General features: G+C 71.1%; 12 protein-coding genes. 4 read left to right on the top strand and 8 right to left on the bottom strand.

From position 1 onward, the window contains the following. Positions 1-16: 16 nt before the first annotated feature. Positions 17-781 (bottom strand): N-acyl homoserine lactonase family protein, encoded by a 765-nt coding sequence (locus tag VHD82_RS01150; protein WP_325695988.1) that lies wholly within the window; start codon positions 779-781, stop codon positions 17-19. Continuing rightward, positions 778-2,118, bottom strand: coding sequence for an MFS transporter (locus VHD82_RS01155; protein ID WP_325695990.1), 1,341 nt, complete (start codon positions 2,116-2,118; stop codon positions 778-780). The genes VHD82_RS01150 and VHD82_RS01155 overlap by 4 nt, the downstream gene beginning before the upstream one ends. Before the next feature lie 217 nt (positions 2,119-2,335). Between VHD82_RS01155 and VHD82_RS01160 the strand changes: the two genes are divergently transcribed. From VHD82_RS01160 to VHD82_RS01170, 3 genes are read left to right on the top strand one after another with little or no spacing between them, the layout of a single operon-like run. Beyond that, positions 2,336-2,782, top strand: coding sequence for a MarR family winged helix-turn-helix transcriptional regulator (locus VHD82_RS01160; protein ID WP_325695992.1), 447 nt, complete (start codon positions 2,336-2,338; stop codon positions 2,780-2,782). Continuing rightward, positions 2,779-4,152 carry an MFS transporter gene (locus tag VHD82_RS01165; RefSeq protein ID WP_325695993.1) on the top strand — a complete coding sequence of 458 codons (1,374 nt, stop codon included), beginning with the start codon at positions 2,779-2,781 and terminating at the stop codon, positions 4,150-4,152. The genes VHD82_RS01160 and VHD82_RS01165 overlap by 4 nt, the downstream gene beginning before the upstream one ends. 12 nt (positions 4,153-4,164) lie before the next feature. After that, positions 4,165-4,746: a hydrolase gene (locus VHD82_RS01170; protein WP_325695995.1), complete on the top strand. Its 582-nt coding sequence runs from the start codon at positions 4,165-4,167 to the stop codon at positions 4,744-4,746. Here VHD82_RS01170 and VHD82_RS01175 read toward each other — a convergent pair. From VHD82_RS01175 to VHD82_RS01185, 3 genes are all read right to left on the bottom strand, one after another. Then, a complete protein-coding gene (locus VHD82_RS01175) occupies positions 4,743-5,261 on the bottom strand; it encodes a DUF742 domain-containing protein (protein ID WP_325695997.1) in 519 nt (172 codons plus the stop codon). The genes VHD82_RS01170 and VHD82_RS01175 overlap by 4 nt on opposite strands. Further along, positions 5,261-5,725, bottom strand: a complete 465-nt coding sequence (locus tag VHD82_RS01180) for a roadblock/LC7 domain-containing protein (RefSeq protein WP_325695999.1) — start codon at positions 5,723-5,725, stop codon at positions 5,261-5,263. The genes VHD82_RS01175 and VHD82_RS01180 overlap by 1 nt, the downstream gene beginning before the upstream one ends. 308 nt (positions 5,726-6,033) lie before the next feature. Continuing rightward, the gene (locus tag VHD82_RS01185) at positions 6,034-7,368 is read right to left on the bottom strand and encodes an NAD(P)/FAD-dependent oxidoreductase (protein WP_325696001.1); all 1,335 of its coding nucleotides are present in this window, start codon (positions 7,366-7,368) and stop codon (positions 6,034-6,036) included. Positions 7,369-7,586: 218 nt separating this feature from the next. Here VHD82_RS01185 and VHD82_RS01190 point away from each other — a divergent pair, with 218 nt between their 5' ends. After that, complete coding sequence (locus VHD82_RS01190) at positions 7,587-8,216, top strand: TetR/AcrR family transcriptional regulator (protein ID WP_325696003.1); 630 nt, start codon at positions 7,587-7,589, stop codon at positions 8,214-8,216. Between the two features lie 19 nt (positions 8,217-8,235). Here VHD82_RS01190 and VHD82_RS01195 read toward each other — a convergent pair whose 3' ends face one another. The 3 genes from VHD82_RS01195 to VHD82_RS01205 all read right to left on the bottom strand — a co-directional run bounded on the left by VHD82_RS01195 (position 8,236) and on the right by VHD82_RS01205 (position 13,125). Further along, positions 8,236-9,078 (bottom strand): alpha/beta fold hydrolase, encoded by an 843-nt coding sequence (locus VHD82_RS01195; RefSeq protein ID WP_325696005.1) that lies wholly within the window; start codon positions 9,076-9,078, stop codon positions 8,236-8,238. Positions 9,079-9,141: 63 nt separating this feature from the next. Continuing rightward, the gene (locus VHD82_RS01200; RefSeq protein WP_325696007.1) at positions 9,142-9,762 is read right to left on the bottom strand and encodes a TetR/AcrR family transcriptional regulator; all 621 of its coding nucleotides are present in this window, start codon (positions 9,760-9,762) and stop codon (positions 9,142-9,144) included. Between the two features lie 12 nt (positions 9,763-9,774). Then, complete coding sequence (locus tag VHD82_RS01205; RefSeq protein ID WP_325696009.1) at positions 9,775-13,125, bottom strand: TM0106 family RecB-like putative nuclease; 3,351 nt, start codon at positions 13,123-13,125, stop codon at positions 9,775-9,777. Between the last annotated feature and the right edge of the window lie 69 nt (positions 13,126-13,194).

Here is a 13,194-nt window from a genome sequence, read left to right on the forward strand (position 1 = left end):
CAGACCGCGTGCAACCTCAGGCGATCCGCACCACGCGGCCGTCGATCTCCGCCGGAAACCGTTCCAGCACAACGGGATCATGCCCCGGCACGAACAGCCGCCGCGCGCCGGCCAGTTCCTTGATCCGGTCGAAGGCGCCGTACATGCCGGTCATCGTGTGCACCAGCGGGGCGGGCCGGTCGGCTTCGAGGTTCTCCGCGAAATGCGTGGCGTCCGAGGCCAGCACCACCGGCCCAGCCGCGGTGGCGACGCGGACGATCTGCATGCCCGCGGTGTGCCCGCCGACAAGGTGGACGCTCAGTCCGGGCAGGAGCTCGACGTCACCATCGACCAGCCGCAGCCGCTCCCCCGCGTCGCCGAGGAAGGCCAGCGCCTGCTCGTCGAGCAGCCACTGCTCACGGGTGATCCGCCGCGCCCACGGACCGGTCCAGTACGCGTACTCCGAACGCTGCACGACATACCGGGCGCGCGGGAAGTCCGCGACCGTCCCGGCGTGGTCGTAGTGCAGGTGCGTGAGCACGACCTGGTCGATCGCACCGGGCGCCACGCCGAAATCGGCCAGCACCCGGTGCGGTGGCTCGTAACCGTCCAGCGCGCCGGCCCGCTCCGGCCGGATCCCGGCGTCGACGAGCACCGTGTGGCTGCCGGAAACCGCGAGCCACACGTAGTAGGCCGTGGGATGCGGCTGGTTCCATTCGTGCTCGCCGCAGCCGAGGAAGTGCCGGCCGCGGATACCGGCGCGATGACCGTAGGCCAGCGCGTAGACGCGGTACTCCCTCACTGCGCGACGGCCTCCTGGCGCGCCGTTTCCTTCGCGTTCTTCAGTCCGAGCCTGGCGGTCGGCACCCGGAAGGTCTCCCGGCCGGTGGCCACCGCGATGGCGTTCACGATGCACAGCCCGGCGGTGAAAACGGACACGCCGAGCCATGCGCCCTTGCCGTCCCCGGCGACCGCGGCCGCCACGGTGGGCAGGAAACCACTGATCGCGAACCCGATCTGAGTGCCGATGGCGGTGCCGGACATGCGCACCCGCGCCGGGAACATCTCGCCGTAGAAGGCGGGCCAGACCGCGCTCGTCGCGGTGTACACGACACCGAACATCAGGATGCCCACCACGAAGATCCACCCGTAGCTGCCGGCGGCGATCGCCCCGAGGTAGGCGAAGATCAGCACCGCGCACCCCAGCGAACCGGCGATGAAGATCCGCTTGCGCCCGATCCGGTCGGAAAGCTTGGCCCACAACGGGATCGTGATCACCGCGGCGACGTTCGCCAGCACCCCGGCCCACAGGATCGGGGTCTTGCTCAGGCCGACCGTGTTCACCGCGTAGCTCAGCGCGTAGACGGTGAAGATGGTGCTCACCGAGGCGATCAGCGCGGCGACGATCACCCGCAGCACGTCCGCCCAGTGCTCGCGCAGCAGGATCGCCAACGGCATTTTCGCCACCTCGCCGTGGCGGGCTTCGCGCCGGAACACCGGCGTTTCCTCCAGTGTGCGGCGGATCAGGTAACCGGCCACGACCATCAGCGCGCTGGCGAAGAACGGGATCCGCCAGCCCCAGGACAGCAGATCGTCCTTCGGCAGCGCGGCCACCGGCAGGAAGACCGCGGTGGCGATGATCTGCCCGGCCTGGGTGCCGCTGAGGGTGAAGCTGGTGTAGTAGGCGCGCTGGTTCTCCGGCGCGTGTTCCAGCGACATCGAGTTGGCGCTGGCCTGCTCGCCACCCGCGGACAGGCCCTGCAGCAGGCGCAGTGCCACGAGCAGGACCGGCGCGGTGATGCCGGCGGTGTGATAGCTGGGCAGGCAGCCGACGAGCACCGTCGAGGCGCCCATCATCAGCAGGGTCAGCACCAGCACCCGCTTGCGGCCGAACCGGTCGCCGAGGTGCCCGAGCAGGATCGCGCCGAGCGGGCGGGTCACATACCCGACGCCGAACGTCGACAGCGCGAGCAGCGTACCGGCCGCCGGGGCCGAGGACGGGAAGAAGATCTTGCCGAACACCAGCGCCGCCGCGGTGCCGTAGATGAAGAAGTCGTAGTACTCGAGCGCGCTGCCGACCCAGGCGGCCAGTGCCGCCTTGCGTGGTCCTGCTCGAGTGCCGTCGGGCTGACCGGCCACGTGGTGCTCCCTTGCTCATGCGCCGTTGCAGAACAGCCATGGCCCCGGCCGTCTCGCGCCAGGGCCATGAACCATCTGGTTATGTACCGTTAGGTTAATTAGAAATCCTCAGGGTCGGCAAGCCCGCTGTCAAAGTGGCAGCCGTCACGACCAATAGACAGCTTTAGGTGTTCAGTTTTGGTTGCACAGCCTTAGGTGAAGATCTACTGTGAAGAACATGCAGGACGACGCGTCGATCTCCCCCACCGCCGCGCAGGCCGCGCGTGACTCCTGGGTCGTCGTGAGCCGTCTGCGCCGCAAACTCCGCGCACTGGAAAGCGCCGACGGCCTCTCCCCCGCGCAGGCGTCGGTGCTGATGCGGCTCGGCAAGCAAGGCCCGGCATCGGCCAGCGAGCTCGCGGCTGCGGAACAGGTTCGCCCGCAGTCGATGGCGAAGATCGTTGCCGCGCTTGAACAAGCCGGCTTCGTCGAGCGCCATCCCGATCCCGGGGACGGCCGCCGCCAGGTGGTCACGCTCACCGGACTGGGCCGTGAACGCCGTCAAGGCGACCTGCGTGCCCGCGAAGCGTGGCTGGCGCGGTCGTTGCAGGAACACGGTTCGGCGGAGGAGATCCGCGCCGTCATCACGGCGATGGCGTTGCTGGACAAGGTCGCCGGCTCGTGACGGCGGACGGCGCGGTCCGCTCCACGGCTTTCGACCGGCGGCTCATCGCGCCGATGATGCTCGGCACGGTCCTGAATCCGGTCAACTCCTCGATGCTCGCGGTGGCGCTGGTGCCGATCGGCCAGGCGTTCGGCGCGCCGCCCGCGCAGACCGCGTGGCTGGTTTCGGCGCTGTACCTGGCCACCGCGGTCGGCCAGCCGGTGATCGGCAGGCTCGTCGACACGTTCGGCCCCCGGCCGCTGTACCTGATCGGCACGGCGCTGGTCGGTGTCGCCGGGCTGCTCGGCGTGTTCGCGCCGGACCTGGGGGTGCTGGTGGTTTCGCGGGTGCTGCTCGGTTTCGGGACCTCCGCGGCCTATCCGGCGTCGATGTCCCTGCTGCGCTCGGAAGCGGATCGCACGGGGATGCGGAATCCGAGCGGGATCCTCGCCGCGCTTTCGGTGTCCAACCAGGTGATCGCGGTGATCGGCCCGACGCTGGGCGGGCTGCTGATCGGCCTCGGCGGCTGGGAGCTGATCTTCGGGATCAACGTGCCGTTGTCGCTCGCCTGTCTGGTTCTCGGCGCGCTCGCGCTGCCGCGGGGAGCGCCACGGGGCGAGGTGCGGGAAACCGTCGACCTGCCGGGCATGACGCTGTTCGCCGTCATGCTCACCGGGTTCATGGTCTTTCTGATGAGGCCCGGCCAGTGGTATCTGGCGCCGGGCGCCGTCGCGGCCGGTGCGGTCTTCGTCCGGCGGGAACTGCGCACGCAGCTGCCGTTCATCGACCTGCGCGTGCTCAGTGGCAATCTCCCGCTGCTGGCGACCTACGCGCGCCAGCTGCTCGGCTACACCACCGCCTACGCGTTCCTTTACGGCTACACACAATGGCTGGAGGAAGGCCGTTCGCTCAATGCCTCCGCGGCCGGGCTCGTGCTCATTCCGCTGTCGCTGGCCGCGCTGGTCATCACCGCGCTCACCGGACGGCGCGCGCAGGTGTGGGGAAAACTGGCCGCCGGCGCGGTGGCCCAGCTCGCGGCCTGCGTGGTGTTGTTGGTGCTGGGCGGGCAAAGCGCGGTGTGGCTGCTGGCGCTCGCGGGCGCGATCGCCGGGATCGCACAGGGACTCGTCGGGCTGGCCAACCAGAATGCCCTTTACGCGCAAGCGGATCCGGCCCGGATGGGGTCCTCGGCCGGGCTGCTGCGAACTTTCTCCTACGTCGGCGCGCTGCTGGCCTCCGCCGCGAACGCCGCCTTCTACCCCCATGGCGCGACCACCGGCGGCCTGCACGGGATGGCTTTCCTGTTGCTGGGCGTCTCGGCGCTGTTCCTCGTGGTCACGCTCGCCGACCGCTCCCTGCGCCGCGCCGGCGGTGCGAAAACCCGCGATTGAAAGGGAAAACCCTTGGCCATCACCACTCTGGACCCGAAGACCGCCCTGGTCGTCATCGATCTGCAGCAGGGGATCATGGGGATTCCCGGTGCCCCGCACAGTGTTTCGGACGTGCTGGCCCGCACGGTCGAGCTGGCCGACGCGTTCCGCGCGCGGGATCTGCCGGTCGTGCTGGTGCGCGTCACGTCCTCACCGGACGGTGCCGACGCCACCCCGGGCCGCACCGACACGCCGCCGCGCGCGCAGACCCCGCCCCCGGGCTGGGACGAGGTGGTCGCCGAGCTGTCCGGCAACCCCGGGGACATCCTGGTGACCAAACGGAACTGGTCGGCGTTCTACGGCACCGATCTGGATCTGCAGCTGCGGCGCCGCGGCGTCACGCAGATCGTGCTGACCGGGGTGGCCACCAGCATCGGCGTTGAGTCCACCGCGCGTTCGGCGCACGAGCACGGCCACCACGTCACCATCGCGACGGACGCGATGACCGACCTGGACCCCGACGCGCACCGGCACAGCGTGGAGAAGATCTTCCCCAGGCTCGCGGAAACGGGCACCACGGCGGAAATCCTCGAAGTGCTGGCGAAAACGCACTAGAGCTTGCGGAGGCCCGCCAGCACGCGCTCCATGACGTACAGCTGCTTGTCGGCCTGGTCGTCGCCGGTGAGGGTCTGGTGCACCACGACCAGTGCCGCATCGGCGGCGTCGCTGACGAGCACCTTCGCCACGCCGACCGGCATCCGCAGCCGCGACGCCAGCTCGGCGATCGAGCGCGGGCTGCGGCAGGCTTCGAGGATCGCCAGCTGCTCCATCGTCTGGGGCGGCGGGCAGTCCTCCACCGCGGAGACCAGGGTTTCCAGCTCCAGCACGTAGTTCACCGCGGTGCGGCCGCTGGTCAGCGCGTAGGGCCGGACGAACGAGGTGTCCTCGAACGGGTCGGGCTCGCGCGGCTCGGGTTTGATCCGGGGCACCGGCGACGGCCGCGGGCGCCGCTGCGCGCCTTCCCCGGCCGCGCGTCGATGCCGTCCGTGGGCCTCGCCGGCTGCCGCCTCCTGGGAAGCGCTTTCCCGGTCTCCGGCGGACTTCCGTGCACGGCGGGACCTGCGAGACATCAGCGGGGCCACTCCACGGCGTCGGCACCGGGCAGGTTCATCGAACCCTGCAGCTGGGCCCGCACCTCGGGGGTCATCGTCTGGCCGACCCGTTCGACGAGCATGGTCATCTCGAACGCGACCTGGCCGATGTCGCAGGTGGACGCGGCGAGCGCGACCAGGCAGGAACCGTCGCTGACCGACATCAGGATCATGATGCCGAGCTCCATCTCGACCACGGTCTCGGTGACCCGGCCCGCCTGGAAACACCGCGCCGCGCCCTGGGTCAGGCTCATCAGCCCGGACGCCGCGGCGGCCAGCTGGTCCGCGCGCTCGACGGGCAGGCGGTCCGACGCGGCCAGCAACAGGCCGTCGGCGGACACGACGACGGCGTGTGCCACTCCGGGCACGCGGACGGCGAAGTCGTTCACCAGCCAGTTGAAATCTACGGTGTGGCGCTGCGCCGAGGTCACTTGTTCCTCCATGGATCCGGCGGCTTCCCCAGCATCCGCTCCCCGCCACCGCGTGGGCGGCTCCGGGCGGCATGCCGGGAGAGCGTAGCGGTGCGATCAACCCCGTTCGCGACCCCCGTGATCTTTCGCGCGCCCGCGCCGGGCCGACTACCTGGCACTACTCGGACGCGGAGTACTACAACTACGGACGGTCATGACCCTGCGCCGTCAGCCGCAGCGAGATCCACCCGAATGGAGCAGTACTAAAGTCGGTCCGCGGTGCTGCGGGTATCGATTTCCAGGGCAAACCCGCCACGACCGAGGGAGGCCGGCCACCAGGATCAGGCGGAGGCGCGTTTCCGGTCCCGCCGATCGCCCTGATCGTTCTCGTCCGGCTCGGACCAGTCGATCTCGTACGCGTCCGGCCGGTCGACGACGATCTGCGGACGGGTGCGCGTGCAGTAGTCCCACAGCCAGTTGCCGACCGCCCCGATCCGTTCCCTGATCCCGGACAGCAGCACCACGTGCACCGCGAGCCAGGCCAGGAACGCCGGCGGCCCGGTGAAGCTCCGGTGCTTGCTGCCCAGTTCGGCGATCGCCGCGCCCCGGCCGATCATCGCCATGATGCCCTTGTCGGTGTAGACGAACGGCTTGCGCTGCCCGCCGCGCAGGTCCGCCACGATGTTGTGCACCACGTGCTGCCCGGCCTGCTGCGCCACCGAACCCAGCTGCGGCAGCCGCCGGCCCGCGCCGTCGGTGATGTTCGCCGTGTCCCCCAGCGCGTACACGCCGTCGAGCCCCGGCACAGTCAGCTCCGGCTCCACATCGATACGGCCGCCCTTGCCCTGCGGGATGCCGGAACCCTCCAGCAGCGACCGGCCCTTGAGCCCGCCGGCCCACACCACGGTGCGCGACGGGATGAACGAACCGTCCTCGAGTTTGACCCCGTCCTTGCGCACCTCCGTCACGCTGACGCCGAGCCGCAGTTCCACCCCGGCCGCGCGCAGCCGCTCGGCCGCGTAGGCGCGGGACTTCTCGCTGAACGGCATCAGCAAGTCGGGCAGCATGTCCACCAGGTAGACCTTCCCGGAACGCGCCAGATCCGCCGACAGGTACGCGGGCACGACGTGGGCCATGCTCTCCGCGACCGCCCCGGCCGTCTCGACCCCGGTGGGCCCACCGCCCACGACCACGACGTTCAGCGCGCCCCGGTCCACGTAACGACGATCGCGGTCGGCGGCATCGAGCGCGCCGAGGAAGCGGGACCGCAGCCGCGCGGCGTCGTTGAGGGAGTACAGCGGGAAGGCGTGTTCGGCGGCGCCGGGGATGCCGAAGAAGTTGACCTCCGCCCCGGCGGCGATCACCAGCACCTTGCCCTGGTAGGTCAGCCCGTCGGCGGTGGTGACGGTGCGCGCCTTCGCGTCGACGGCGGTGACCTCCGCGGTGGTGACCCGGACGCGGCGGTCCCGGCGGAAGATCGCGCGCAGCGGGCGGGCCACGTCACGGTTGGCGATCTGCGCGGTCGCCACCTGATAGATGAGCGGCTGGAACTGGTGGTAGTTGTTCTTGTCCACCAGCAGCACGTCCACCCCGCGCGCGGCGAGCCCCCGTGCCGCGCTGAGCCCGGCGAACCCGGCACCGACGATCACGACCTCGTGCGACGCGGCCTGCGTCATGTTCGACCATCTCCGATTCTGCGGCGGCAGTGCTTACCGGCCGGGGCTACCCGGCAAAGCCGCCGCCGACACCCGTCCCCTCCGGTGGGCTTTCCGCGTCCACAGTGGACGCGGGTCACGGTTGGCCGGAACGCCGGCGGCATTGGGCAGCTCCATTTCCCGAGCCCCTCCAGGGTGCCGCCGTTGACCGGCGGTGGCGGGCTTTCTACGCTGCCGGGATGAACGAACGTTCTGTCCGGCCCCTGATCGCGGAGACCGGACGGCGCAACGAATCCGTGATCCTCAACGCCGCGCTGGACATCTTCGGCGAGAGGGGGTTCAACGGCGCCTCGATGCGGGACATCGCGCGCCGGGCGGGCACGGCCCTGTCGAACCTCTACAACTACTTCCCGGCGAAGGCGGACCTGCTCGCGGAGCTGCTGCGGCGCGCCAACGACGAACTGCTCCGGCGTACCACCGAAGCCGTCGCATCGGTCCCGGACGGCGACCCGGCGCGGGCGTTGGCGGCCGCCGTGCGCGCCTATGTCGGTTTTGTCGTCGATCACCAAACCGCCGCGCTCGTGGCGCTCAGCGAGATGCGTTACCTCAAGGACGAGCAGCGGGCGAGCGTCGTGCGCGCGCGCGACAGCACGCAGGCGATCTTCGAGAAGCTCGTGGGCGAAGGCGCGGCGCGGGGCGTCTTCCACACCCCGCATCCGGCGGACGCGGCGCGGAACATCGTGGCCCAGTGCTCGGCGATCTCCACCTGGTACCGGCCGGACGGCCGGCTCTCCGCCGACGCGCTGGCCGGGCAGCACGCGCGCTACGCGCTGGCGATGCTGGAAGCGGAGATGCCCGAGCCGGGCTGATCCCGCTGGAACGCGTTCGTCAGGCCGTCGCCGGGGCGCGGGTGAACTCGCGGATCAGGACGGCGAGTTCCCGCGGCTGGTCGAGCGGGATCAGCGTGTAGCTGTCGGCGATCTCGGCGAGCTGCCCCTGGGGCAGCAGCCCGGCCAGCCGGCGGCCGTGTCCGGGCGGCATCACCTTGTCCTCGCTCGCCCACACCACCAGCACGGGCCGGTCGAAAGAGGGCAGGCGCCCGGCGGCGGCCACCAGGATGCCCCGATCCGCGGCGACCGCGCGCAGCATCCGGACGGTGTCCAGGCGGATGTCGCGCCGGTGCAGGATCGGCTGCAGCCAACGGGCGACGGCGTCGTCGCCACGCTTGGTGAGCCAGCCGAAGGAGATCGGCAGCCGCCGGGCGAACCGCAGGCGCATCTGCTGCATGAACATCCCGAACAGCGCAGGCGGCAGTTTCCCGGTGGCCATCAGGGTTTTCCCGGTCAGCCCCGGCGGGAAGTTGTCGAACGCGTCGCACGAGACGAGCACCGCCCGGCCGGCCCGGCCGACCCCTTCGGCCATCAGCAACTGCACGAGCGCGCCGCCGGTGTCGTTGCCGACGAGCGTGACATCCCGCAGGTCCAGCCTGTCCAGGAACTCCGCGACGAGGCGCGCGAGGCCGGGCAGCGACAGGTCCGCGCCCGGATGCACCGGCTTGCGGTGCGCGCCGAACGGCAGGGTCGGGACCACGCAACGGTATCCGGGCAGCTCGGCGACCGCCCCGGCCCAGAGCGAGGAGTCCATCAGCAGACCGTGCAGGAACACCAGCGTCGGCCCGGTACCCGTGTCCTCGTACTCGACCGGGCCCGCCGAAAGTTCGATTTCGTGCACGTATGCCTCCTGGAGCTCAGCTCCCGCCGAGCCAAGTGAACCACGTGGTTCGCATCCGCGCAATCAGCCCGCCGACTCCTCCCGCTCCATCGCCCGGATCAGCGCCCGCGCCCCGGCCGCGATGCGCTCGGTGTCCCCGGTGGTGACGCGGTCCACCACGAACCCGCGCAGCGTCGCGAGGATCATCTGCGCCACCTCGACCTTGCGCTCCTGCGGCCACTGCTTCGGGCACAGCTCGACCAGCCACGGCAGGTACTGCGGCGAAGCCTCGCGCCCGAGCTCGCCGTACCGCCCGGGGTCGTACATCGCCAGCCCGATCGCCTGATCCAGCACCTGCCGCAGCGCCGGGTCCTCGTCGCGGAGCACCTCCCAGGCCGCCTGCACCCGCGCCGCCAGCGTGCGGTGTTCCGGGGCGAGCGCCGCGGCCATCGCGTTGTCGATCCGGCGGCCGCGCAGCTCGAACACGGCCTGGCGCAACAGGTCTTCGGCGCCGTCGAAGTGGTAGAGGATGACCTTGTGCGTGGTGCCCGCCGCGCGGGCGGCCCGGCGGAGCGAGAAGTCCACGAGCCCGTTGACCGCGAGGTCCTCGGTCACCAGCGCCAGCAGCTCCCGCCGGCGCGCTTCGCCCCGCGGCGAACCGGCCGACCGCCGGTACCCGGCCTGTGCTGTCCCGCCGTCGTTCATTCCGGCAGCGTCTCACACGGTCCAGGGCTCCGCGCTGTTCATCAGCCCGATCATGCCCGACACCAGCCGCATCTGGGCGACGGTGCGGATGTCGGCCTCCACCAGCCGCGGCGAGCACACCAGCACGGCCAGCGCCTGCGCACGGGACAGCGCCACGTTGAGCCGGTTACGGGAGAGCAGGAAATCCAGCCCGCGCGGCAGGTCCACAGCCGAGGAGGACGTCATGGTCACGATCACCACCGGCGCCTCCTGCCCCTGGAACCGGTCCACGGTGCCGACCCGCACCCCCGGGTACCCGGCGCGCCCCAGCTCCCTGGACACGACCCTGGCCTGCATGTTGTACGGCGCGACCACGAGAATGTCCTTGTCCGCCAACGGCCGCCGCGCCTCGCCGTCCGTCCACAGCCGACCGTGCACTGTGGACACCAGCTCGACCACCTTCGCCGCCTCCTCGGCCGAGCGGGTCGTGTTGCCCCGGTGCTCCACCTCCACCAGCCGCAGCCCTGATCGCACGCCGTCGATGCCGCGCAGCGAGGTGGACGGATGCGCGTGCAGCCTGCCGTCGTAGGAAAGCCGCGAGACGGGCTCGCAGACGCCCGGGTGCATCCGCCTGGTCTGGTCGAGGAAATAGCCCAGCTCCGGCGGGATCACGTCGGAATCGCCGAGCAGGTGCCCGAGTGCCGACGCCTCCGCGCCGGCCGGATGGGTACCCTGCACGACCTGCGGCAGCTGCTGCGGATCACCCAGCAGCACAAGGTTCTTCGCAGCCATCGACACGGCGAGGGCGTCGGCGAGCGCGAACTGGCCCGCTTCGTCGATCACCAGCACGTCGAAGGGCTCGGCGCGCATCGCGGCGTTGGCGAAGGTCCACGCCGTGCCGCCGACGAGGTGGCCGGTGTCGTGCTCCGCGCGCCACCGGACGAGGGCGTCGTTGGTCTTCGGCTGGTCCCACGGCGCCTTGGGGTCCGGAGTTCCCTTGGGGCGCTTGGCACAAGGCAGCTCCGGCGCGTTCTTCCCGGCCGCGGACAACACGTTCTCCACTGCCTTGTGACTGGTCGAGGTGACCGCCACCGTCTTGCCCGCGCGGACCAGGTGCGCGATGAGCTTGCCCGCCAGGTAGGTCTTGCCCGCGCCGGGCGGGCCCTGCACAGCCAGTGCCGAGCCGTCCAGGGCGTCGACGGTCTCGATCACGGTCCGGACCAGGTCCTCGCCCGGCTCGGGCAGGCAGCGCCTCCCGCCCCGCAACCGGGGCGGGAGGCGTCGTAAGAGGTCGATTCCGGCCTGGCGCGGCAGTTCCGGCAGCCTGTCGACGGCCAGCTGGGCCAGTTCGGCGACCGCCTCGTCCTTCGGCGCCGGCCGCACCGGGCTGCCCGGCAGCACGGCCGCCGGGCGGTCGTGCGTGGTCTCGCCGGGCGGACAGCTTTCGGTCAGGGTGAGTTCCTCCGCCGACGCGGTCACGACTTTCGCGTCCCTCGTCGCGCCGCCGTAGCGCAGGCGCACCTGATCGCCGGGCGCGAACGGATGGGGGCGTTCGGGGTCACAGCTGAGCGCGAGCGTCCGCTTGGCGAGTTTGGCGCGGCCCGAGGGCGGCACCCACTCCCCCGCCTCGACCGAAACCGGGACGGCGCACGCGGTGTCGGTCTCCAGGTCGTGCAGCGGCATGGCCAGCTGGCGGAAGAACTCCCACCACGCCGGGTTGGTCTCGCGCCGGTGGTAGCCGACCGAGGCGGCGAGCAGGTCCCTGGTCTCGGTGCCGTCCTGCAGCTCGGTCACCAGGCCCTCCAGATACGCCGCGCGTTCGGCGCGGCGCTGGGCGGCCACATCCTCTGCGCTGTCCCGGATCAGAGCGTCCACTTCGGACTCTCCGGCGGGCGCGTGCGGGGCTATCCCGGCCTCTTCGCGGATCTGGTGCAGGAACTCGAACAACCGCAACGTGGAGACGCAGTCGTACTCGTTGTAGTCGCTGATCCCGCGCAGCACCTCCTCGGCCTGCTCACTCTCGCCGAGCTGGTGCAGCGTCAGGTAATCCTCGTAGGCTTCGATGCTCGACACGGCCGTCTTCACGTCACCGTCGCGCGCGGCGGGCATGTACAGCGGTTCCAGGTACTTGATCGAATAGGATCGCTGCGAGACCCGCAAAGCCTTGCGCACCACGGCATACAGGTCGACGAGCGCGCCGGTGCGCAGCAGGTTGTCGACCTCCTCCTCGCGCGTTCCGTGGTGCGCGGCAAGCCTTTTGAGCGCCGTCACCTCGTACGGGGCGTAGTGGTACACGTGCGAACCGGGGTGGCCGGCGAGGCGCGCGGTGGCGAAGTCGACGAACTCCTCGAACGCCCGCTTCTCTTCGGGGCGGGAGTGGGCCCAGAACGGGGTGAACAGCTGACCGGTCTCCGCGGTCACGGCGCCGAACAGGTACTCCAGCCCTTCGCCGCCCAGCGCGTACGGGTCGCCCTCCATGTCGAAGAAGACGTCGCCCGGCGCGGACGGCGGCAGCGCGGCGAGCACGTCCGGATCGATGATCTCGTAACTGATCTCGCCCGTGGCGTCCTGCCGGACCTGGATCGCGGCCTGCGCACGCAACGCGGTGAAGGTGCCGGCCGACATGTCGCGGGGACACTGCTCCGGCCCGGCGGCCGCGAGCGCGTCGATGGTGGTCAGGCCGGACTCGACGAGCTTGCGCCGCTGATCGGTGCGCATCCCGGCGACGAGGGCGAGATCGCGGTCGGCTTCACGGCCGTCGGCGCAATGCCGGGCGAAGCCGCATCCGGTGCAGGCGGGGCGCTCGTCGGCCCACAGCTGCCGGGGCAGCGCGGCCGTACGGGCGGTCAGTTTCGCGCGCAGGCGGTGCAGCAGCGGCAGGAAGTCGTCCACGCGCAGGGTGCGGGTGGTGCCGTCGCCGAGCAGCAGGTGCATATCCGGCCCGGCGGGCCAGCCTGCGCGGCGAAGGGCGTCGGCGTACGCGGCGAGCTGGATCACCGCCGACGGCCGGGCGTGCCGGGCGAGTTTCGTGTCGTACACCTCGTAGCGGCCCTCGTCGTCGCGGACGAGGAAATCGGCGCGGCCGGTGAACTCGCCGTCGTCGAAGACAGCCTGGTAGATCACGGGCGCGCCCGCGCTCAGCGCCTTCTCCGTCTCGGCGGCCGCGGCGGCCCGGTCACGGAAGTCGATCTCGACGAGCCCCGGGCGCCGCTCGCGAAGGCGGGTGAGCGTGGCCTGTTCGTGCGCCTGCCCGTACTTGACGGCGAGCTGGTCACCCCCGGACCCGGGCCGCGGCGCGCCGGGCAGCCCGGCGGCCAGCGCCTGGCGGAGGATGCTCCGGTGCTCGCATTCGAGCAGGTCGGCGAGATCGGAGGGGGTATGCATCGCGGCCGAGTCTGACACGCTTTCCTTGCCCCACGGGGCTTTTCGACCACGACACGCCGGTCCGGCCGC

This window comes from Amycolatopsis sp. (assembly GCF_035546795.1).
In the GTDB taxonomy this organism is placed as follows: Bacteria; Actinomycetota; Actinomycetes; order Mycobacteriales; family Pseudonocardiaceae; genus Amycolatopsis_E.